Annotated in this window: 14 protein-coding genes; 3 read left to right on the forward strand and 11 right to left on the reverse strand. The window is 69.2% G+C overall.

Annotation, left to right across the window (positions count from 1 at the left end):
* Positions 1 to 52 precede the first annotated feature (52 nt).
* From AC0IY1_RS01095 to AC0IY1_RS01105, 3 genes are all read left to right on the forward strand, one after another.
* Positions 53 to 469 (forward strand): hypothetical protein, encoded by a 417-nt coding sequence (locus AC0IY1_RS01095; RefSeq protein WP_471767116.1) that lies wholly within the window; start codon positions 53 to 55, stop codon positions 467 to 469.
* 135 nt (positions 470 to 604) lie between these two features.
* Positions 605 to 1,324: a gamma-glutamylcyclotransferase gene (locus tag AC0IY1_RS01100; RefSeq protein ID WP_471767118.1), complete on the forward strand. Its 720-nt coding sequence runs from the start codon at positions 605 to 607 to the stop codon at positions 1,322 to 1,324.
* Between the two features lie 270 nt (positions 1,325 to 1,594).
* On the forward strand, positions 1,595 to 3,592 hold the full coding sequence (locus AC0IY1_RS01105; RefSeq protein ID WP_471767120.1) for a methyl-accepting chemotaxis protein: 1,998 nt from the start codon (positions 1,595 to 1,597) through the stop codon (positions 3,590 to 3,592).
* 75 nt (positions 3,593 to 3,667) lie between these two features.
* On the opposite strand, the gene dnaE is transcribed toward AC0IY1_RS01105, so the two are convergent.
* From dnaE to nuoL, 11 genes are all read right to left on the reverse strand, one after another.
* Complete coding sequence (dnaE, locus tag AC0IY1_RS01110) at positions 3,668 to 7,192, reverse strand: DNA polymerase III subunit alpha (RefSeq protein ID WP_471767122.1); 3,525 nt, start codon at positions 7,190 to 7,192, stop codon at positions 3,668 to 3,670.
* A gap of 407 nt (positions 7,193 to 7,599) precedes the next feature.
* Positions 7,600 to 8,325: an ABC transporter ATP-binding protein gene (locus AC0IY1_RS01115; RefSeq protein ID WP_055947395.1), complete on the reverse strand. Its 726-nt coding sequence runs from the start codon at positions 8,323 to 8,325 to the stop codon at positions 7,600 to 7,602.
* A gap of 13 nt (positions 8,326 to 8,338) precedes the next feature.
* On the reverse strand, positions 8,339 to 9,643 hold the full coding sequence (locus tag AC0IY1_RS01120) for a lipoprotein-releasing ABC transporter permease subunit (RefSeq protein WP_055947392.1): 1,305 nt from the start codon (positions 9,641 to 9,643) through the stop codon (positions 8,339 to 8,341).
* Between the two features lie 8 nt (positions 9,644 to 9,651).
* The gene (proS, locus tag AC0IY1_RS01125; RefSeq protein ID WP_103708336.1) at positions 9,652 to 10,977 is read right to left on the reverse strand and encodes a proline--tRNA ligase; all 1,326 of its coding nucleotides are present in this window, start codon (positions 10,975 to 10,977) and stop codon (positions 9,652 to 9,654) included.
* A gap of 807 nt (positions 10,978 to 11,784) precedes the next feature.
* Positions 11,785 to 12,120 carry a DUF1467 family protein gene (locus AC0IY1_RS01130; RefSeq protein WP_181017228.1) on the reverse strand — a complete coding sequence of 112 codons (336 nt, stop codon included), beginning with the start codon at positions 12,118 to 12,120 and terminating at the stop codon, positions 11,785 to 11,787.
* Between the two features lie 5 nt (positions 12,121 to 12,125).
* Positions 12,126 to 12,530 (reverse strand): methylmalonyl-CoA epimerase, encoded by a 405-nt coding sequence (mce, locus tag AC0IY1_RS01135; protein WP_055947386.1) that lies wholly within the window; start codon positions 12,528 to 12,530, stop codon positions 12,126 to 12,128.
* Positions 12,531 to 12,720: 190 nt separating this feature from the next.
* Complete coding sequence (locus AC0IY1_RS01140) at positions 12,721 to 14,394, reverse strand: ribonuclease J (RefSeq protein ID WP_055947383.1); 1,674 nt, start codon at positions 14,392 to 14,394, stop codon at positions 12,721 to 12,723.
* 14 nt (positions 14,395 to 14,408) lie between these two features.
* Positions 14,409 to 15,188, reverse strand: a complete 780-nt coding sequence (locus AC0IY1_RS01145; RefSeq protein WP_471767124.1) for a biotin--[acetyl-CoA-carboxylase] ligase — start codon at positions 15,186 to 15,188, stop codon at positions 14,409 to 14,411.
* Between the two features lie 4 nt (positions 15,189 to 15,192).
* Positions 15,193 to 16,635, reverse strand: coding sequence for an NADH-quinone oxidoreductase subunit NuoN (gene nuoN, locus AC0IY1_RS01150; RefSeq protein ID WP_055947378.1), 1,443 nt, complete (start codon positions 16,633 to 16,635; stop codon positions 15,193 to 15,195).
* A gap of 13 nt (positions 16,636 to 16,648) precedes the next feature.
* Positions 16,649 to 18,172 carry an NADH-quinone oxidoreductase subunit M gene (locus AC0IY1_RS01155; RefSeq protein ID WP_055947375.1) on the reverse strand — a complete coding sequence of 508 codons (1,524 nt, stop codon included), beginning with the start codon at positions 18,170 to 18,172 and terminating at the stop codon, positions 16,649 to 16,651.
* Positions 18,173 to 18,203: 31 nt separating this feature from the next.
* Entirely contained in the window at positions 18,204 to 20,354 is a 2,151-nt protein-coding gene (gene nuoL / locus AC0IY1_RS01160; RefSeq protein ID WP_471767126.1) for an NADH-quinone oxidoreductase subunit L, read from the reverse strand.
* Positions 20,355 to 20,473: the final 119 nt, after the last annotated feature.

Genomic DNA, 20,473 nt, shown 5'->3' on the forward strand with positions numbered 1-20,473 from the left:
AAAACGCGAACCCTGATAGGCTCGGCGGGATCCGAATCGAGGCTGCCCCGCCATGTCACGCGCCTGCCCCCTGCCGCGCCTCGGCGTCCTCCTCGCGAGCGTCGCGGGCTCGGCCCTCGCCGGCTGCAGCGCCCGCCCGTCGATCCCGATTCCGTCCGCCACCGCGCCGCTGCACGAGCGCCTCGCCGCCCTGGCCTTGAGCCGCCCGGAGTTCGGATCGCTCTCGCTGATTCCGGTCCGGTTCGCGGAGAGCCGGGCCTCCGGGCCCTTCCTCGACGAGGGACGCACGCTCTACTGCGTGTCGAGCCGGATGCGGGGGCGCACCTTCGGCCGGGCCGAGCGGGCCAAGGTCGTCATCGAGGAGAAGGCCGGGGTCCTGCGCGTCATCGACGAGGACAAGGAGACCTGCGACTTCCACCGGACCGAGCCCCTGCCCGAACTCGAGACGATGGCCGTCGCCAAACCCTGAGGGCCAAACGTTGAGGGCCAAGCCCTGAAAGCCATGCCCTGAGAGCAGAGCGCTGACCCGGAGGAGCCTGCGCCGAGGCGTCGTCCCGGGACCGCGACGCTTGCGCCGCGGCGCGCCGGATGATTCGGTGGCGCCATGCCGGACCCCTCCATCGCCCTGAGCCTCGACCTCATCGCCCGTGCCCACCCGGTGCCGGTGGCCGACGATGCCACCGCCCTGGCGCTGATGACCGACGCCGAGCTGGCGCCGGGCCTCGCCGCCGCCCTGGCGGCGCGCCCCGCCCCGGCGGACGGCCTCTGGGTGTTCGGCTACGGCTCCCTGATCTGGCAGCCGGAATTCGCCTATTCCGAGCGCCGGGTCGGCACGGTGCACGGCTATCATCGGCGCTTCTGCCTGCTCCAGCGCCGGTTCCGCGGCAGCGTCGACAATCCCGGCCTCGTCCTCGCCCTGGATACGGGAGGCGCCTGCGAGGGGGTCGCCTTCCGGCTGACCGGCGCGGAGGCCGCCGAGACCCTGCTGCCGGTCTGGCGCCGGGAGATGCGCGGCAACGGCTATCTCGGGCGCTGGGTCCCGGTGGAGACGGCCGCCGGCACGATCCAGGCGCTGACCTTCCTGGTGAACCCCGAGAGCGACCGCTACACCGGGCCGATCTCGGACGAAGCGATCGCGGACCGGATCGCCGCCGGGGCCGGGCACCTTGGGCCGAGTGCGGAGTACCTGTTCCGCACGGTGGCCGCCTGCCTCGGGGCGGGCATCCGCTGCCCGCACCTGCTGACCCTGCAGGCGATGGTGGCGGAACGCCTGCAGGCGCGGCTTCGGGCCGGGCGCGACGGTCCCTCGGCGGCCGGCGCCTGACGCGCCAGTCCGGAGCCGCGGCGGGATCGGTCGGCCGGCACGGGATGCGGTGTCGGGCGGTCGGATCCTGCACCCCCCGCGGCCCCGACAGAACCCCGATCGGTGACGCGCGCGGCGTTCTGGGCCGGAACAGGCCCGGCGCGACCGTATAGATGATCCGAATTAGTCCACTTAGATCTGACGAAGCCGACAGAGGATGTAATTTAATACATTTTTATTGGCCGCTCCCTAAGACAAGCGGAGACGCTACACGACTGATCAGGCCTATCGATGACATACGGTATCCGCGCCCGCCTCTACGCCGGATTTGGGAGCCTGATCCTGATCACCGGCGGGATTGGCCTGACCGCGCAGTATCAGCTCGGCTCCATCGTGGCTGAATACGCGCGGGTCGCTCGCCTCGAGGAGGGAGCACGCAACGTCTTCTCGCTGAACGGCCTTGCGGAGCGCCTCTCCGGCCAGGCCCTGGAACTGCAGGCGAGCCAGACTCCCGATCAGATCAACCAAGTCGAGCAGACGCGCCAGGCCATCTCCACCGTGCTCCAGCGCCAGATCGACATCGCCCTCTCCGACGAGCGGCGCGCGCTCTACACCCGCATGCAGGATCAGTCCGCGACCCTGAAGGACGATCTCCAGCGCCTCGGCCAAGCCGGAATCACGCTCACGGACAGCAAGGCGGCGCTGTTCAAGACCGGCGATGCCTTGACCCGCGTGAGCGGCCTCCTCGCCACGGAGATCCGCCAGAACGGCTCCGCCGCCGAGGTCAGCCAGGCGGCGCAGATCGACAGCGCGGTGCTGCTGATGCGGGTCGCGAACTGGCGGTTCCTGGCCACCCGCGATCCGAAGGGTCCCGCGACCTTCGCGGCGAACAGCCTGAAGGCGGGCGCCGCGCTGAAGGCGCTGCGCGACCTCGACACGGACGGCACGTTCACGCGCCCGATCAAGCAGCTGCAGGACACGATCGACGCCTATATCGGCGCATTCAACGCCGCCGCCGCCGCGATCGAGGCGACACGGGCCGCCCATGACGACGCGCTCAAGCCGCACATGGCGGCGCTGATGCAGGCGGGCCACGAAGTCCGGATGAAGATTGAGGCGGCGGTCAACGAGATCTCCGCCGCCACCGAGGCGAGCGTCGACCGGGCGCGGGTCCTGCAGCTCAGCCTCATCGCTCTGGCGCTGGCGCTCGGTGGCGCCCTCGCCTTCCTGATCGCGCGCAGCATCATCAGGCCGATCTCCGGCATGACCGAAGCCATGAGCCGCCTGGCCGCCGGCGAGACGGCCATCACGGTGCCCTCGCAGGAGGCCCGGGACGAGATGGGCGAGATGGCCAAGGCCGTCGACGTGTTTCGCCAGAACGCCATCGCGCGCGGCGAGTTGGAGGCGCAGCAGGTCGCCGCGCAGTCGGCCCGCCAGCGCCGGGCGGACCGGGTCGACGGCTTGGTCCAGAGCTTCGAACAGACCATCTCGGGCGCCATCGGCATCGTCACCTCCGCGGCGACCGAACTCGACGCCACGGCCCGCTCGATGACCCATGTGGCGGAGAGCACCAGCGGGCAGGCGCTGGCCTCGAACGCGGCCGCGCAGGAAACTGCCGCGAACGTGCAGACCGTGGCGGCGGCCGCCGAGGAGATGGTCGCGTCCCTGCAGGAGATCGAACGCCAGGTTCAGCAATCGAACGCCGCCGCGGGTGCCGCGGCCCGCGAGGCGGAAGCGACGGACGTCACCATGGGCAGCCTGATCCAGGCCGCCGACCGGATCGGCGAGGCCGTGACGATGATCTCCGGCATCGCCAGCCAGACCAACCTGCTGGCGCTCAACGCCACCATCGAGGCCGCCCGCGCCGGCGAAGCGGGACGCGGCTTCGCGGTGGTGGCCGCCGAGGTCAAGGAGCTCGCCGGCCAGACCGCCCGGGCCACCGACCAGATCGGCGGTCAGATCACGGCGATCCAGCAGGCGACCGCCCAGGCCGTGGCGGCCATCCGCCAGATCGGCCAGACCATCGTGTCGGTGAACGCGATCACCGAGAGCATCGCCGCGACGGTGGTGGAACAGACCGCGGCCACCGGCGAGATCTCCCGCAACGCGGCCGAAGCGGCACGCGGAACCCAGGACGTCTCGCGGAACGTCGCCCAGGTTCTCACCTCCTCCGGCGACACCGGCTCCGCGGCCCAGCAGGTGCTGATGGCGGCGGGCGAACTCTCGGTCCAGTCGGTGAACGTGCGCCAGGAGGTCGAGGGCTTCCTCGCCGCCATCCGCGCGGCGTGAGACGCAGCGTCGGTCGGGCTTAAGGCCCGGCCGACGTCGCTCCCCCCAGGCGGTCGGCCCGCGTCGGGCCTCCGCTCAGTTCACCTCGACCTGCACCACCCCCGGGACCGCCCGGAGCGCCCCGGCGATCTGCGGCGTCGCCTGGTAGCGGCCCGGCAGCTTGACCTCGACCTCGCGGGCGCCGTCGAGGAGGAGGATCAGGGAGACCTCGCCCTCCCCGCGCACCTGCAGGCGCTGCTGCACGCTCTGGATCGGGCGCTCGTCCTGCAGATAGACGCGCATGCCCTTCTGGTGGCGGGCCACCGCCACGTCGAGGGGCTCGGCGGTCATGATGCGGGCGCGCACGTCCTCGCCCTCGAGGTTGGCCTGGAGCTGGAGCACCAGCGGCCGGCCCGGCTCGAGGATCTCGCGGTACTGGCCGAGACCTTCGGAGAAGATGATCGCCTCGAAATGCCCGGTCTGGTCCGAGAGGATGACGATGCCGAGCTTGTTGCCGGTCTTGGTCCGGCGCTCGGAACGATCGAGGACCGAGGCCGCCACGCGGCCCACGCTGGTGGTGCCGGCCCGGACCGCCCGGCAGAACTCGGCCCAGGTCTGGACCCGGAGCTTGCCGAGGAGGTCGCCGTACTCGTCCAGGGGATGGCCCGACAGGAAGAAGCCGATCGCGTCGCATTCCTTCCTGAGCTTGTCGGCCATCGGCCACGGATCGTAGGGCGGGATCCGCAGGGTGACGTCGGCGGCGGTGACCCCGCCGAACATGTCGACGATGCCGGTGCTCTCGGCCTCGGCCGCCCCTTGCGCCATCCGGATCATCGGCTCGATGGCGGCGCGCGCACGAGCGCGGTCCGGCTCGATGCAGTCGAAGGCACCGGCGGCGATCAAGTTCTCCAGGGCCCGCTTGTTGACGTGACGGGGATTGAGGCGCCGAGCAAAGCAGGCGAGATCCTTGAACGGCTTGTCGCCCCGTGCGGCGACGATGGATTCCACGGCCGACCGGCCGACACCCTTGATCGCCGCGAGGGCATAGAGAATACGGCCTTCCTGAACGTCGAAGACGACGCCGGAGGTGTTCACGGACGGGGGCTCGACAGTGATCTGCAGACGCTGCGCGTCCTGGCGGAATTCGGAAATCTTATCCGTATTGTCGAGGTCGAGTGTCATGGCAGCCGCCAGAAACTCGGCAGGGTGGTAAGCCTTCAGATAAGCCGTCTGGAAGGTGATCAGCGCGTAAGCCGCTGCGTGAGACTTATTGAACCCGTAATCCGCAAACTTGGCGAGCAAGTCGAAGATCTCGTTGGACTTGGCCGCCGTCAGCCCCCCGTCGGTGCAACCCTTCACGAAACGCTCGCGCTGGGCGTCCATCTCCGCCTTGATCTTCTTACCCATGGCCCGGCGGAGCATGTCGGCCTCGCCCAACGTGTAGCCCGCGAGAACCTTGGCGACCTCCATCACCTGCTCCTGGTAGAGGATGATCCCGAAGGTCTCCTTCAGGATCGGCTCCAGCTTCTGGTGCAGGTACCAGTTGGCCTCGTTACCGGCGTCGCGCCCGAGCTTACGGGCGCAGTAGACCGGGATCTCACCCATCGGGCCGGGGCGATAGAGCGCCAGCAGGGCGATGATGTCCTCGAACCGGTCGGCCTGCATCTCGCACAAGGTCTTGCGCATGCCGGCGGACTCCACCTGGAAGACCGCCACGGTTTCACCCCGGCTGAGGGGTTCGTAAGTTCTCTTGTCGTCGAGTGGAATCTGCGCGAGGTCGACCTCGATGCCACGCTTCTTCAAGAGATCCGTGCAGCAGCGCAGCAGCGTCAGTGTCTTCAGGCCGAGGAAGTCGAACTTCACCAGGCCCGCGGCCTCGACCCACTTCATGTTGAACTGGGTCACCCGCATCCCGGTCTTCGGATCGCGGTAGAGCGGCACCAGCTGTTCGAGGGGACGGTCGCCGATGACGACGCCGGCGGCGTGGGTCGAGGCGTGCCGGTGCAGGCCCTCGAGCTTCTTCGAGATCTCCATGAGGCGGGCGACGATCGGCTCCTCCTCGATCGCCTGCTGGAGCTTCGGCTCGCCCTCGATGGCCTGGACCAGGGTGACGGGGTTGGCCGGGTTCTGCGGCACGAGCTTGGTCAGCTTGTCGACCTGCCCGTAGGGCATCTCCAGCACGCGGCCGACGTCGCGCAGCACGCCGCGGGCGAGCAGCGTGCCGAAGGTGATGATCTGCGCCACCTGACGCTCGCCGTAGCGCTGCTGCACGTACTGGATCACGCGCTCGCGGCCCTCGACGCAGAAGTCGATGTCGAAATCCGGCATCGAGACGCGCTCGGGATTCAGGAAGCGCTCGAACAGCAGGCCGAAGCGGAGCGGGTCGAGATCGGTGATGAGGAGCGACCAGGCCACCAGGGAGCCGGCGCCGGAGCCGCGGCCCGGACCCACCGGGATGTCGTGGTCCTTGGCCCACTTGATGAAGTCCGACACGATCAGGAAGTAGCCGGGAAACTTCATGCCCACGATGACGTCGAGCTCGAAGGCGAGGCGGTCGCGGTAGACCTGCTCGGACATCCCGGGCGCGGTGCCGTGCTGGGCGAGGCGCAGTTCGAGGCCGGCCTCCGCCTGCCGGCGCAGCTCCGCCGGCTCGTCGAGGGGCGGCGCGGCCGCCACGTCGGGGGTGGCCGCGGGGGCGGTGGCGTCGCGGGCGGCAACGACGCCGAAATTCGGCAGGATCGGCTTGCGGGTGCGCACGCGATAGGCGCAGCGCATGGCGATCTCGACGGTGGCGCTCAGGGCGTCCGGCAGGTCGGTGAAGAGCGCGGCCATCTCGGCGCGGGTCTTGAAGCCGTGCCGGGGGGTCAGCTTGCGGCGGCGGTCGTCCGAGACGAGGCGGCCATCCGCGATCGCCAGGAGCGCGTCGTGGGCGTCGTAGTCGCTCTCGCGGGCGAAGAACGGCTCGTTGGCGGCCACCACCGAGAGGCCGTTCGTGTCCGCCAGGCGCAGCAATTCCCGCTCGACCATGCGCTCGTCGGCGAGGCCGTGGCGCAGGATCTCGACGTAGAGCCTGTCCTCGCCGAAGGCCCCGCGCAGCTGCGCCAGGCGACCGGCGGCGAGCTCGGCCCGGCCCTGCCGCAGGGCGCTGTCGAGGGGGCCGGTGGAGCCGCCCGTCAGGGCGATCAGGCCGGCGCTCGACTCGGCCAGGGCCTCGACGCTGACGCGGGGGGCATCGCCCAGGGCGACGTCGAAATAGGCGCGGCTGGCCAGCCGCAGCAGGTTGCCGTAGCCGGTCTCGTCCTGCGCCAGCACGACGATGTTGGCGCAGCCGGCCTGGCCCTGCCCGACGCGCGCCATCGGATCGGGCGCCTCGAAGGCCACGGTGAGCTGGAGGCCGGCGATCGGCTGGATGCCGGCGCCGGCGGCCTTCTCGGAGAATTCCAGCGCCCCGAACAGGTTGTTGGTGTCGGTGAGCGCGAGGGCCGGCTGCCGGTCGGCCAGGGCGGCCTTCACGATGTCGCCGACCTTCAGGGCCCCTTCCAGCAGGGAGAACGACGAGTGAACGTGAAGGTGGACGTAAGCCGGGTCTTTGAGCAGGGGATTCTGGAGGATGCGCGCCATGAGACCAACAGCCCGAGTCGTGGTTTCCAATCCATGAGAAACCGGCGCCCGGACGCGTTTCCCTGTGGACCGCGCGCCCCCTGTGACTCCGCCGCAACGCTATCGCAAGGGCGCCAATGCGACAGCCCAGGCGGCGAAGGACATCGCCAGGAGCCCGAAGGCCATGAACTCGACCGCACCCGTCAGGATCATCCGCTTGAACATGGGCCTCGCCTTTCGTTGACGCCCCGAGTTTTGTTCTTGTTTTGTTCTATGTAAAGCGAAAGTCTCCGCGCTGGCGGATCGTCGTTAACGTCGCGTAAATTCCATCGCCCCGGCCCGGGGTCGCGGATCGGCCGGGAGGGCTCAAGCGAGGCGTCGGCCCCTCCAGTGCAGGGATGGCCCGCGCGGAGCCCCCCCACCCGCCCTCAGGGCAGCTGCTCGATCAGCCCGTCCCGGATCGTCACGCGCCGGTCCATGCGGGCGGCGAGATCCATGTTGTGGGTGGCCACCAGGGCGGCGAGGCCGGAGGCGCGGACCAGCGAGACCAGGATGCCGAAGACGTGGGCGGCGGTGTGCGGATCGAGGTTGCCGGTGGGCTCGTCGGCGAGCAGCAGGCGCGGGCCGTTGGCCACCGCGCGCGCAATGGCGACGCGCTGCTGCTCGCCGCCCGAGAGCTCGGCCGGCCGGTGCAGGAGGCGCTCCTTCAGGCCGAGGAAGCTCAGCAGCTCGCTCGCCCGTTCGCGGGCCTCGCGCTGGGACAGCCCGCGGATGAGCTGCGGCATCACCACGTTCTCCAGGGCCGAGAATTCCGGCAGGAGGTGGTGGAACTGGTAGACGAAGCCCATCTCCTCGCGCCGCAGGCGGGTGCGCTCGGCATCCCCCATCGCGGCCGTCGGACTGCCGCCGATATAGATCTCGCCGCCGTCGGGGCGCTCCAGCAGGCCGGCGAGGTGCAGCAGGGTGCTCTTGCCGGCCCCCGAGGGGGCCACCAGGGCGACGAGCTCGCCCGGCCAGATCGCGAAATCCGCCTGGCGCAGGATTTCGAGGGCGCCGGCCCCGTCGCCGGCCCCTTGGGTGTAGCGCCGCTCCACCTTGGCGAAGAACAGGGCCGGGACCGGCTGCGCGCCGGGCGCCTCGGCTTTCGTGGTCATGGATGTTCGGGCCTCAGCCGTAGCGCAGGGCCTGCACCGGATCGAGCCGGGCGGCGCGCCACGAGGGATACAGCGTCGCGATCAGCGACAGGGCGATGGAGGTGACGACCACCACGGTGATCTCGTTGGCGTTCATCTCGGCCGGGATCTCGGCCAGGAAGCGCACCGTGGGGTCCCAGGCGGAGGGGAACAGCACCCGCTGGATCCCCTTGATGTTCATCGTGATCAGGATGCCCAGCCCCAGGCCGCTCAGGGTCCCGACCACGCCGATCAGCGCCCCGTTGATGAGGAACACCCGCATGATGGTGCCGGGGGTCGCCCCCATGGTGCGCAGGATGGCGATGTCGCTCGACTTGTCGCGCACCAGCAGGATCAGCCCCGAGATGATGTTCAGGGTCGCCACCACGACGATCAGGCTGAGGATCAGGAACATGACGTTCCGCTCCACCTCCAGCGCCCCGAAGAAGGTTCGGTTGCGCTGGCGCCAGTCGGTGAGGAGCACCGGGCGCTCGGCCGCCATCTCGAGGTCGGGCCGCATCGCGCCCACCGCCTCGGCATTGTCGAGGTAGATCTCGATCAGGCTGACATCGGCGTCCCGGTTGAAGAAGGCCTGGGACTCGGTGAGCGGCATGAACACGAAGGTCGAGTCGAACTCGGTCATGCCGATCTCGAAGATCGCCTTGATGGTGTAGCCCTTGGTGCGCGGCGCCGTGCCGAACGGCGTCGAGGCCCCCTTGGGGGTCAGCAGGTTGATCTGGTCGCCGGCCTGGACGCCGAGGGATTCGGCCAGGCGCCGGCCGATGGCGACGCCCGAGCCGTCGTCGAAGCCCTCCAGGCTGCCGCCCTTGATGTTGCTCGCGATGGCGCCGATCTTGTCGAGGTCCTCGCCCCGGATGCCGCGGACCAGCACGCCGCTGCCGGCGCCGCCATAGGGCGACGAGGCGAAGGCCTGCCCCTCCACCAGGGGAATCGCCGCCCGGACCCCGGCGACCTTCGACAGGCGCTCGGACAGGTCGGCATAGTCGGTGAAGAGCTTGTCGATCGGCGCCACGAAGACGTGGCCGTTGATGCCCACGATCTTCGACAGCAGCTCGGTCCGGAAGCCGTTCATCACCGACAGCACGATGATCAGCGTGGCGACGCCGAGGGCGATGCCGAGGAGCGAGAAGAACGCCACCACGGAGACGCCGCCGCCCCGGCGCCGGGCCCGCAGGTAGCGCCCGGCGATGATCCACTCGAACCCGGCGAAGGGTGGCGTGCTCCCGCGCCGGAACCGGGCGCGTAGGCCCGCAAGCCTGTCCGTCAGGGTCGCCGCCATGGGATGCCTCAGAGCCGCTTCAGGCGGGCGAGCAGATCGATCGGGGCGATGCTCTCGCGCTCGCCGCCGGCCCGGCGCTTCAGCTCGACCTTGCCCTCGGCGAGGCCGCGGGGGCCGACGATGACCTGCCAGGGCAGGCCGATGAGATCGGCCGTGGCGAACTTGGCGCCCGGGCGCTCGTCGCGGTCGTCGTAGAGCACGCTGAGGCCGGCCGCCTCCAGGGTGGCCTGGATCTCGCCGCAGGCGGCGTCGGTGGCGGCATCGCCGGTCTTGAGGTTGATCAGCGCCACGTCGAAGGGCGCCACCGCGTCCGGCCAGATGATGCCGGCCTCGTCGTGGCTCGCCTCGATGATCGCCGCCACGAGGCGGCTCGGTCCGATGCCGTAGGAGCCCATATGGACCGGGCGCTCGACGCCGTCGGGGCCGGTGACCTTGGCGCCCATCGGTTCTGAATACTTGGTGCCGAAGTAGAAGATGTGCCCGACCTCGATGCCGCGCGCGGCCATCTGCTTGTCGCCCGGCACCTCGGCGAAGGCCGCCGGCTCGTGCATCTCGGAGGTGGCGGCGTAGAGCGAGGTCCAGCGGTCGACGGTGCCCTGCAGCGCCGCGACGTCCTCGAAATCGGTGGTGATCGGCGGGACCTCGAAGTCGAGGTACTGGCTGTCGCAGTAGACCTCGCTCTCGCCGGTCTGGGCCAGGATGATGAACTCGTGGCTGAGGTCGCCGCCGATCGGACCCGTATCGGCCCGCATCGGGATCGCCTTCAGGCCGAGGCCCGCGAAGGTGCGCAGGTAGGCCACGAACATCCGGTTGTAGGCGTGGCGGGCGGCGGCCTGGTCGATGTCGAAGGAATAGGCGTCCTTCATCAGGAACTCGCGCGAGCGCATGGTGCCGAAGCGCGGCCGGACCTCGTCGCGGAACTTCCAGGAGATCTGGTAGAGGTTCTTCGGCAGGTCCTTGTAGGAGCGCACGCTGCCGCGGAAGATCTCGGTGACGACCTCCTCGGCGGTGGGGCCGAACAGCATCTCGCGGTCGTGACGGTCCGAGATGCGGAGCATCTCCTTGCCGTAGGCCTCGTAGCGGCCGGATTCCCGCCAGAGCTCGGCCGACTGGATCGTCGGCATCAGGATCTCGATGGCCCCCGCCCGGTCCTGCTCCTCGCGGATCACCGCGCAGACCTTGTTCAGGACGCGCAGGCCCAGCGGCAGCCACGCATAGATGCCGGCGGCCTCCTGGCGCACGAGCCCGGCGCGCAGCATGAGGCGGTGAGAGACGATCTCGGCCTCCTTGGGCGTCTCGCGCAAGGTCGGCAGGAAGTAGCGGGAGAGACGCATGAAAGGCCCTGGAAACAGCGTGCCAGCGGGTCGGCGGCACGCCCCGGCACACAACACATTGCATTGGGAAAACACAAGCGCGGAGGGGTGACACTGGTCCGCAGCGTGGCGTTTCGCCCCCGCGGCCGAGGTCCCTTCCCGTCAAGGCCGGTCCGCCAAACCGCAAGCCTCGCGGGCCGTCGGGCAAGCTTGGCCGGCCGTTGGGCAAGCGTTACCGGTCGCCGGGCATGCCTTGCCCGCCATTCCGGTAGAAAAGCGCAGGAATGTCTCACGAGACAGGTGACAATGAGAATTGTTGTTCCTATAAGCGCCTCCGTGATGATCGCGCCGCCAAGCAGTGGCGCCACACGGTCCGAGTCTTGGGAGGAATTTCAGCCGCCACGCCGTCAGCAATGCGTGAGACAATCGAGGCTGAGCAAACGACCATCTTTACAAAAGCAAGGCTTAGGCCTTGCTTTTTTTATGCCTGAAGGCTTGCTTTTATGCCTGAAGGCTTGCGCGAGGCTGTGGCCGCTCCCGCGCCATCCCGCGTCGAGGCGCCGTCGTCCCGGGGCCGCGCCGCGGAACCCGGGCTCCCGAAACCCAGGGTGCGCAAGACTTTGCACCGTCGTCGGCTCTGGATTCCGGGCTCGCCTGCGGCGCCCCGGAACGACGCGGTGCTGTCTCTGCGGCCGCGGCTCATGTCCCGCGTACGCTATGTCCGTTCTTTGCGGGGGCAGCGACGCGACCAGTCTGGACCGTGACGGCCGCGTGAGCGTCGTCCGCGGGCGGGATCCCATCCGGTTCGACCGGACGTCCCCGGCGTCCTTACAGGCCGGCCAGCTCGAAGACCTGGATCGCCGCCAGGAAGACGACGCTCGCCAGGACGGAGGTGAGGATCGCCTTCTCGCGCAGGCGCGGAGCGGCGGGCGCCCCCGGGTCCTGGCCGGGCACGATCCGCTCCGGGTCGGTCTCGACCTGGTTGCGCAGGGGCAGGATGACGAAGAGCAGGGTCCACCAGACCACGAAGTAGAGGGCCAGGGCGCCGAACACGGTGAGCTTGAACAGGCCCACCGCGAGGAGGACCACCGCGACCAGCACCACGCCCATCACCGCCAGGGTGCGCAGGGTGGAGGCCGCCAGGGTCTGCAGGATGCCGTTCATCCGGCTCAGACCTGCTCCAGCTCGACGAGGGTGCCGAGGAAGTCCTTCGGATGGAGGAAGAGAACGGGCTTGCCGTGGGCCCCGATCTTCGGCTCGCCGGTGCCAAGGACGCGGGCGCCCTGGGCCTTGAGCGTGTCGCGGGCGGCGATGATGTCGTCGACCTCGTAGCAGACGTGATGGACGCCGCCCTGGGGGTTGCGTTCGACGAAGCTCGCGATGGGCGAGCCCTCGCCCAGGGGCGACATCAGCTCGACCTTGCTGTTGGGCAGGTTGACGAACACCACGGTCACGCCGTGCTCGGGCTGCGGCAGCGGCTCCGTCACGGTGGCCCCGAGGGTGTCCCGGTAGATGGCGCAGGCGGCGTCGAGATCGCGGACCGCGATGGCGATATGGTTCAGGCGTCCGATCATGGTTTGCTCCCCTTCCCTCCGAAACGGTGCCGCCACCCCTCCCCGTCGAGCGGGGCGATTCGCGATGGCACCGCGGTGTCATCGCGGGTCGCCTCGGGCGGCCCCGGGATGACGATGGGTTGCGCGGGCGTCCCGCGCAACACGCCCCATCGGCGACGCCCCTCCCCCGCGGAGGGGGAGGGTTCGCGCATCAGACCTCGACCACCTGCACGTGGCAGGCGGGCTTCTTGCCCCAGACCTCGTTCACCGCGGAGCGGATCGCGCGGTCGACGGCCTTCTCGACGCCCTCGGCATCCCGGCGCTTCTGCTTCGACAGGCCCGAGAGCGTGCGCGACACGCACTCCACCACGACGTCGAGCATCGCCTGGCCGTTCCGGCCGCGATTGGGCAGGCCGATGATGTCGATCGCGGGCTCGCCCAGGATCTCGCCCTGCTCGTCGATGGCGATGGCCACCGAGACCAGACCGGCCTGCGAGAGCTTGCGGCGCTCGGGGATGGCCCGGTCCTTGGCGTCGATCAGGACGTTGCCGTCCTTGAACAGGCGCCCGGCCTTGACGTGGTCGACGATCTCCGGCGTGCCGGGCGCCAGGCGCACGACGCTGCCGTTGCGGGCCTTGACGATGTTCGGCACGCCCTGGGCCCGGGCGAAGCGCGCGTGCTCGTCGAGATGCAGAGCCTCGCCGTGGACGGGGATCGCCGTCTGCGGCCGGGTCCAGGCATACATCTCCGCCATCTCGTCGCGCCGGGGATGGCCCGAGACATGGACGAGCTTGGTGCGGTCGGTGACCACCTCGATGCCCGCATTGACGAGGTCGTTGATGATCGCGCCCACCGCCCGCTCGTTGCCGGGAATGGCCCGCGACGAGAAGATGACGCGGTCGCCCGCCGCCAGGGTGATGTCGGGATGGTCGTCGCGCGAGACGCGGGCGAGCGCGGCGCGCTCCTCGCCCTGCGAGCCCGTGAGCAGGGCCACGACCTTGTCGCGGGGCAGGTAGCCGTAGCTGTCCGACGAGCGGAAGTCCGGCAGGCCGTCGAGGAAGCCGCATTCACGGGCGACCCCGATGACCCGGTCCATGGCCCGACCGACCGCGATCACCTCGCGGCCGCAGGCCTGGGCCGCTTCCGCCACCGCGCGCATGCGGGCGACGTTGGAGGCGAAGGTCGTCACCGCGACCCGGTGGGGGGCGTCGGCGATGAGCTCGCGCAGGGTGGCGGCGACCTCGGCCTCGCTGGGGGAGCGCCCCTCGCGCACGACGTTGGTGGAATCGCTGATCATCGCCAGGATGCCCTCGTCGCCGAGGGCCCGGAAGGCGGCCTCCGAGGTCACGTCGCCGAGGATCGGGGTCGGGTCGAGCTTCCAGTCGCCGGTGTGCAGCAGCAGGCCGTGCGGCGTCCGGATGGCCACCGCGTTCGACTCGGGGATCGAGTGCGAGACGGGCACGTACTCGATCTCGAAGGGGCCGATCTGGACCCGGCGGCCGGCCTGGATCTCCTTCAGGATGACCTTGGGCGCGCCCGGCTCGCTCAGGCGGCGGGCCTCCAGCAGGTTCTTGGCGAAGCGCGTCGCGTAGACGGGCGCCTTGAGCTTGGGCCAGAGCTCACCGATCGCGCCGATATGGTCCTCGTGCGCGTGGGTGATGAAGATGCCCAGGAGGTCGTCCTTGCGCTCCTCGATGAAGCTGAGATCCGGGAACATCAGGTCGATGCCGGGGAATCCCTCCTCGCCGGCGAAGCCCATGCCGCAATCGACCATGATCCATTTGCGCCGCTTCGGGGGGCCGAAGCCGTAGAGCGCCGCGTTCATGCCGATCTCGCCCACGCCGCCGAGCGGCACGAAGACGAGTTCGTCTTGCCCTGTCGTCATTGTCCGTCCAAACCTCAAGCCGCCGTCGCGGCCGTTCCCAGATGCACCTCGCCCGCCGTCACGGTCCGTCGCGTCCCATCCTCCGATCGGACCACGAGCCGCCCCGCCTCGTCGATCGTCTCGAAAATTCCGTGTACGAGGGTGTCGCCCGTGCGCACCGAAACCGGCGCGCCGATCCCGGCCGCGTCAGCGATCCAGCGCTCGCGGATCCTCGAGAATCCGCGGCCACACTCCCAACGTCGCGCGGCGTCGACGAGTCCGTCCGTCAGGTGGACGAACAGATCCTCGGCGCGCGTGTCGTACTGCATCTGCCTGAGGCACGTCGCGCGATAAGGCAAGCCCTGCGGCGTCGCAGCGACATTGACACCGAAGCCCATCACCACCGCGCGGCGCCCGCCGGGCCGGCTCTCCGCCTCCAGCAGCAGCCCCGCCAGCTTGGCGCCGTTGGCCAGGACGTCGTTCGGCCATTTCAGGCGGCACCCGGTGATGCCGGCCGCCGCGAGGGCGGAGGCCAGGGCGGTGCCGGCGACGAAGCCGAGGGTCGGGACCTGATGGGGGTCGACGTCGTCCACCGGCCAGAGCAGGCTCGCGGTCAGGTTCCCGGGCTCGGAGACCCAGGCGTTGCCGCGCCGGCCCCGTCCGGCCTCCTGCCGGTGGGCCACCACCCAGAGCGGCCCCGCCTCGCCCGCGCGAAACCGGTCCAGCGCCTCGGTGTTGGTGGAGCCGAGGCGGTCGTGGACGTGGAGGCGGTGCCCCTCCCCCCGCGCCAGGGCACCGAGGGCGTATCCGCTCAAGGACCTAGAACAGCGACTTGGCGGCGGCGCTCGCGGCCCCGACGATGGGACCCGGCACGATCCCGAGCAGGACCACGACCACGCTGGCGAGGCCGAGCACGATGCGGGCGCCCGGCGGCATCGGCTCGTAGGCGGCCACCGGCTCGTCGAAGTACATCACCTTGACGAGGCGCAGGTAGTAGAACGCGCCGACCACGCTGGTGACCACGCCGATGATCGCCAGGGCCACGAGGCCGGATTTGATGGCGGCGAGGAAGACGTAGTACTTCGCGAAGAAGCCGGCCAGCGGCGGGATGCCGGCCAGCGAGAACATCATCGCGGCGAGGCAGAAGGCCATGACCGGATGGGTACGCGACAGGCCCGCGAGGTCGTCGACGGTCTCGAACATCTGGCCGCCGCGCCGCAGCGACAGCAGAACCGCGAAGGCCCCCAGGGTCATCGCCAGGTAGATCATCATGTAGACGACGACGCCGCTGACGCCCTCCTGCGAGCCGGCGGCGAGGCCCACCAGCGCGTAGCCGACATTGCCGATGGAGGAATAGGCCATCAGGCGCTTCAGCGAGCGCTGGCCGATGGCGGCGAAGGAGCCGAGCGCCATCGAGGCGATCGCCACGAAGACGATGATCTGCTGCCAGACCGCGGTCACGTCCGGGAAGGCGCCGATGAACAGCCGCACGGTCATCGCCATGGCGGCCATTTTGGGCGCCGAGGCGAAGAAGGCGGTGACGGGCGTCGGCGAGCCCTCGTAGACGTCGGGCGTCCACATGTGGAACGGCACGGCCGCGAGCTTGAAGGCGACGCCGGCCGAGACGAAGACGATGCCGAGCACGATGCCGAAGCCGGCGGTGCCGTCCAGGGCCGCGACGATGCCGGGGAACGAGACCGTGCCGGTGAAGCCGTAGACCAGGGAGGCGCCGTACAGGAGCATGCCCGAGGAGAGCGCGCCGAGGACGAAGTACTTCAGCCCGGCTTCCGTCGACTTCAGGTTGTCGCGATGGAAGGCCGCGATGACGTAGGCGGCGAGCGATTGCAGCTCCAGGCCGAGATAGAGCGAGATCAGGTCGTTGGCCGAGGCCATCACCATCATGCCGATGGTGCAGAGGATCAGCAGGATCGGAAACTCGAACCGGTCGATGCGCTCGCGCTGGAAGTAGTCGCGCGAGAGCAGGATCGTGGCCGCCGAGCCCAGCAGGATCAGGGCCTTCATCACCTTCGAGAAGTTGTCGACGATGAAGGAGCCGTTCAGGGTCGTGATCTTGGCGCCCGACTGGGACATGACCGCGAACAGCGCGACCACCAGCAGGATGAGCGCCCCGACATTGACGCCCTCGGCGGAGCGTTCGCCCCGGAACGCACCGTAGAGGATCAGCACCAGCACGCCGATGCTGAGGATCAGCTCCGGCAGGGCGGGCCCGAGCGCGGGCAGGACGATCTGAGCGGCGTTCATCGGGTCAAAGCCTTCAGCGCGACGCGGGCGGCAGGGTGGCCGCGGCGGTCTGCGTGTTCGAGAGCGCGGTCCGCATGCTCTGCATCAACGCTTCCGTCGAGGGCGCGAAGGTGTCGAGCACGGGGGCCGGGTGGACGCCGTAGTAGATCGTCAGGGCGACGAGCGGCGCGATGATCATCTTCTCGCGCAGGTCCAGGTCGAGGATGCCCTGCAGGTTGGGCTTCTCGAGCTTGCCGTAGATCACCCGGGCGTAGAGCCAGAGGGCGTAGCCGGCCGACAGGATGATGCCGAAGACCGAGAAGAACGCCACCGTCGGGTTGGCCCGGAAGGCCCCCATCATGGCCAGGAACTCGCCGACGAAGCCGGAGGTGCCGGGCAGGCCGACATTGGCCATGGTGAAGACCATCATGGCCGCCGCGTAGAGCGGCATCCGCTTCACGAGGCCGCCATAGGCGGCGATCTCGCGGGTGTGCATCCGGTCGTAGACCACGCCGACGCAGACGAAGAGCGCGCCGGAGACGATGCCGTGCGAGATCATCAGGAACAGGGCGCCCTGGATGCCCTGCTCGTTCATGGTGAAGAGGCCCAGCGTCACGAAGCCCATATGCGCCACCGAGGAATAGGCGATGAGCTTCTTGATGTCGGTCTGCATCAGCGCGATCAGCGAGGTGAAGATGATCGCGATCACCGAGAGCGCGAACACCATCGGGGCGAAGGCGTGGCTCGCATCCGGGAACATCGGCAGCGAGATCCGGATGAAGCCGTAGCCGCCCATCTTCAGGAGGATGCCCGCCAGGATCACCGAGCCGGCGGTGGGCGCCTCCACGTGCGCGTCCGGCAGCCAGGTATGGACCGGCCACATCGGCATCTTCACTGCGAAGGAGGCGAAGAAGGCCAGCCAGAGCCAGGTCTGGAGTTCCACCGGGAAGCGGGTGTGCAGCAGGGTCGGGATGTCGGTGGTGCCGGCGTGCCAGTACATCGCCATGATGGCGAGCAGCATCAGCACCGAGCCGAGCAGGGTGTAGAGGAAGAACTTGAAGCTGGCGTAGATGCGCCGCTTGCCGCCCCAGATGCCGATGATGAGGAACATCGGGATCAGGCCGGCCTCGAAGAACAGGTAGAACAGCACCAGGTCGAGGGCGCAGAACACGCCGATCATCGTCGTCTCGAGGACGAGGAAGGCGACGAAATACTCCTTCACCCGGGTGTTCACCGAGAGCCACGAGGCGCCGATGCAGAACGGCATCAGGAAGGTGGTCAGCAGGATCAGCGGCATCGAGAAGCCGTCGACGCCGAGCTTGAAGCGGGTGGCCTCGCTCAGCCAGGCATGGGTCTCGACCAGCTGGAAATTCGCCGTGGTCGCGTCGTAGCGGCCCCAGGCCACCAGCGAGAGCAGGAAGGTGGCCAGCGTGGTGATGAGCGCGGCCCAGCGGGCGTTGCGCTTCGAGGCCTCCGTCTCCTCGCCGAGGGTGAGGATGAAGGCCGCGCCGCAGAGCGGCACGATCAGGAGGCCGGAGAGGATTCCGAGGCCGAACATTAGCGGGCGCTCCGATACGTGACAGCGGCCATCAATGGGCGACCTTGGGCAAGCCGGTCAGCATGTACCAGCTGATGAGGGCGGCGACGCCGACGAGCATGACGAAGGCGTAGTGGTAGACGTAGCCGGTCTGGAAGCGGACCACGCCGCGGGTCACGTCCAGCACGCGCGTGGCGATCCCGTCGGGGCCCATGCCGTCGATGACGCGGCCGTCGGCCTCCTTCCAGAGGAACTTGCCGAAGTCCTTGGCGGGACGGACGAAGATCCGGTCGTAGAGCTCGTCGAAGTACCACTTGTTGAGCAGGAACCGGTACAGGCTCGGCTGCTGGGCGGCGAGCTGGCCCGGCAGCTCGGGCCGGCGGATATACATCCAGTAGGCCAGCACGAAGCCGATCAGCATCATGATGAAGGGCGCGTAGGAGACCAGGGCCGGCACCGCGTGGATGTCGTGCATGATGTGGTTGTCGGGACCGTGGCCCAGGGCATGGCCCCAGAACGCGTCCATGCCCTCGCCGATGAAGCGGTTCTTGAAGATCAGCCCAGCGAAGAGCGCGCCGAAGGCCAGGAGCGCGAGGGGGATCGTCATCACCAGCGGGCTCTCATGCGGGGTCTGCGCATGGTCGTGGTGCTCGATGGCGCTGTGCGAGGCCGGCTCCAGGTCGTGGCCCTTGTCGTCGTGGGCGACGCCCTCGTGATGGCCCGGCGCGCCGTCGGCCTCCGCGGAGGTGGCCGCATGGACCGATGTCGCCGCATGGGCCGGAGTCGCGGCCGAAGTCGGCGCATGAGCGGCCTGCGCCACCGCGTGGTCGTCGTCGTGGTGCGCCCCGTGGCCGGCCCAGCGGGCCGGTCCCTCGAAGGTCATGAAGAACAGGCGCCAGGAGTAGAACGAGGTCATCAGCGCGGCGACGACGGTGCACAGGAAGGCGAGCGTGTGCCCGGGCCGGGTCGAGGCGTAGGCCGCCTCGATGATCGCGTCCTTGGAGTAGTAGCCGGCGGTGAAGGGGAAGCCGATCAGCGCCAGGGTGCCGATGGTCATCATCGCCGAGGTGAAGGGGATGTAGCGGCGGAGATTCCCCATGTTCCGCATGTCCTGCTCGTGGTGCATCGCGTGGATGACCGAGCCGGCCCCGAGGAACAGCAGCGCCTTGAAGAAGGCGTGGGTGAAGAGGTGGAAGACGGCGGCCGAGTAGGCGCCGACGCCGAGGGCCACGAACATGTAGCCGAGCTGCGAGCAGGTCGAGTAGGCGATCACGCGCTTGATGTCGTTCTGGACGAGGCCGATCGTGGCCGCGAAGAACGCCGTGATGCCGCCGATGACCGTGACCACGATGAGGGCGTTGGGGGCGAGCTCGAACAGCGGCGACAGGCGCGCCACCATGAACACGCCGGCCGTCACCATGGTGGCGGCGTGGATCAACGCCGAGACGGGGGTCGGCCCCTCCATCGCGTCCGGCAACCAGGTGTGCAGCAGGAACTGGGCCGACTTGCCCATGGCGCCCATGAACAGCAGCAGGCAGGCGAGCGTCAGGGCGCTCCAGTCGTAGCCGAGGAAGTGGAAGGTGGCGTCCTTGATCTCGGGCGCACGGGCGAAGATGCCGTCGAAGGCGATCGAGCCGGTGAGCACGAAGACGAGGAAGATGCCCAGCGAGAAGCCGAAATCGCCGACGCGGTTGACGATGAAGGCCTTCATGGCCGCGGCGTTGGCCGAGGGCTTCTCGTACCAGAACCCGATCAGCAGGTAGGAGGCGAGGCCGACGCCCTCCCAGCCGAAGAACATCTGCACGAGGTTGTCGGCCGTCACCAGCATCAGCATGGCGAAGGTGAAGAGCGACAGGTAGGCGAAGAAGCGCGGCCGGTGCGGATCCTCCTCCATGTAGCCGATGGAGTAGAGGTGCACGAGGGTCGAGACCGAGGTCACGACCACCAGCATGATCACCGTCAGGGTGTCGATGCGGAAGGCCCAGTCGACCACCAGGTCGCCGGCGGTGAACCAGGTCGCGACCTGCACGCGGGTGGCGTGCTCGGTGCCCGGAACCTCGAGGAAGGCGCCCCAGGACAGCAGCGCCGAGAAGGCGAGGAGGCCGGTGGTGATGCCCTCGCTGAGCTTCGCGCCGAGCTGGCGGCCGAACAGGCCGGCGAGCAGCGCGCCGACGAGCGGGAGGAAGACGATCGCGTGATACATCGCTGGCTTGTCCGGCCTCCTGGGTGCGCCCGGTCCCCGCGCGATGCGCGAGGAGCCCGAGCGGCGCCCTGTGGGGTTCGTGTCACCGCCCCGGCGGCGCGGTCACCGCGCTGCCGGGC

The sequence above is a fragment of the Methylobacterium sp. AC690 genome, assembly GCF_979256535.1.

What these genes read in the sequence shown, in the direction of transcription:
- nuoN (WP_055947378.1), bottom strand. Translation starts at nt 16,635, where the DNA reads ATGAACGCCGCTCAGATCGTCCTGCCCGCGCTCGGGCCCGCCCTGCCG.
- AC0IY1_RS01115 (WP_055947395.1), bottom strand. Translation starts at nt 8,325, where the DNA reads ATGACCACGAAAGCCGAGGCGCCCGGCGCGCAGCCGGTCCCGGCCCTG.
- AC0IY1_RS01095 (WP_471767116.1), top strand. Translation starts at nt 53, where the DNA reads ATGTCACGCGCCTGCCCCCTGCCGCGCCTCGGCGTCCTCCTCGCGAGC.
- AC0IY1_RS01105 (WP_471767120.1), top strand. Translation starts at nt 1,595, where the DNA reads ATGACATACGGTATCCGCGCCCGCCTCTACGCCGGATTTGGGAGCCTG.
- proS (WP_103708336.1), bottom strand. Translation starts at nt 10,977, where the DNA reads ATGCGTCTCTCCCGCTACTTCCTGCCGACCTTGCGCGAGACGCCCAAG.
- AC0IY1_RS01130 (WP_181017228.1), bottom strand. Translation starts at nt 12,120, where the DNA reads ATGAACGGCATCCTGCAGACCCTGGCGGCCTCCACCCTGCGCACCCTG.
- dnaE (WP_471767122.1), bottom strand. Translation starts at nt 7,192, where the DNA reads ATGGCGCGCATCCTCCAGAATCCCCTGCTCAAAGACCCGGCTTACGTC.
- AC0IY1_RS01120 (WP_055947392.1), bottom strand. Translation starts at nt 9,643, where the DNA reads ATGGCGGCGACCCTGACGGACAGGCTTGCGGGCCTACGCGCCCGGTTC.
- AC0IY1_RS01155 (WP_055947375.1), bottom strand. Translation starts at nt 18,172, where the DNA reads ATGTTCGGCCTCGGAATCCTCTCCGGCCTCCTGATCGTGCCGCTCTGC.
- nuoL (WP_471767126.1), bottom strand. Translation starts at nt 20,354, where the DNA reads ATGTATCACGCGATCGTCTTCCTCCCGCTCGTCGGCGCGCTGCTCGCC.
- AC0IY1_RS01140 (WP_055947383.1), bottom strand. Translation starts at nt 14,394, where the DNA reads ATGACGACAGGGCAAGACGAACTCGTCTTCGTGCCGCTCGGCGGCGTG.
- mce (WP_055947386.1), bottom strand. Translation starts at nt 12,530, where the DNA reads ATGATCGGACGCCTGAACCATATCGCCATCGCGGTCCGCGATCTCGAC.
- AC0IY1_RS01100 (WP_471767118.1), top strand. Translation starts at nt 605, where the DNA reads ATGCCGGACCCCTCCATCGCCCTGAGCCTCGACCTCATCGCCCGTGCC.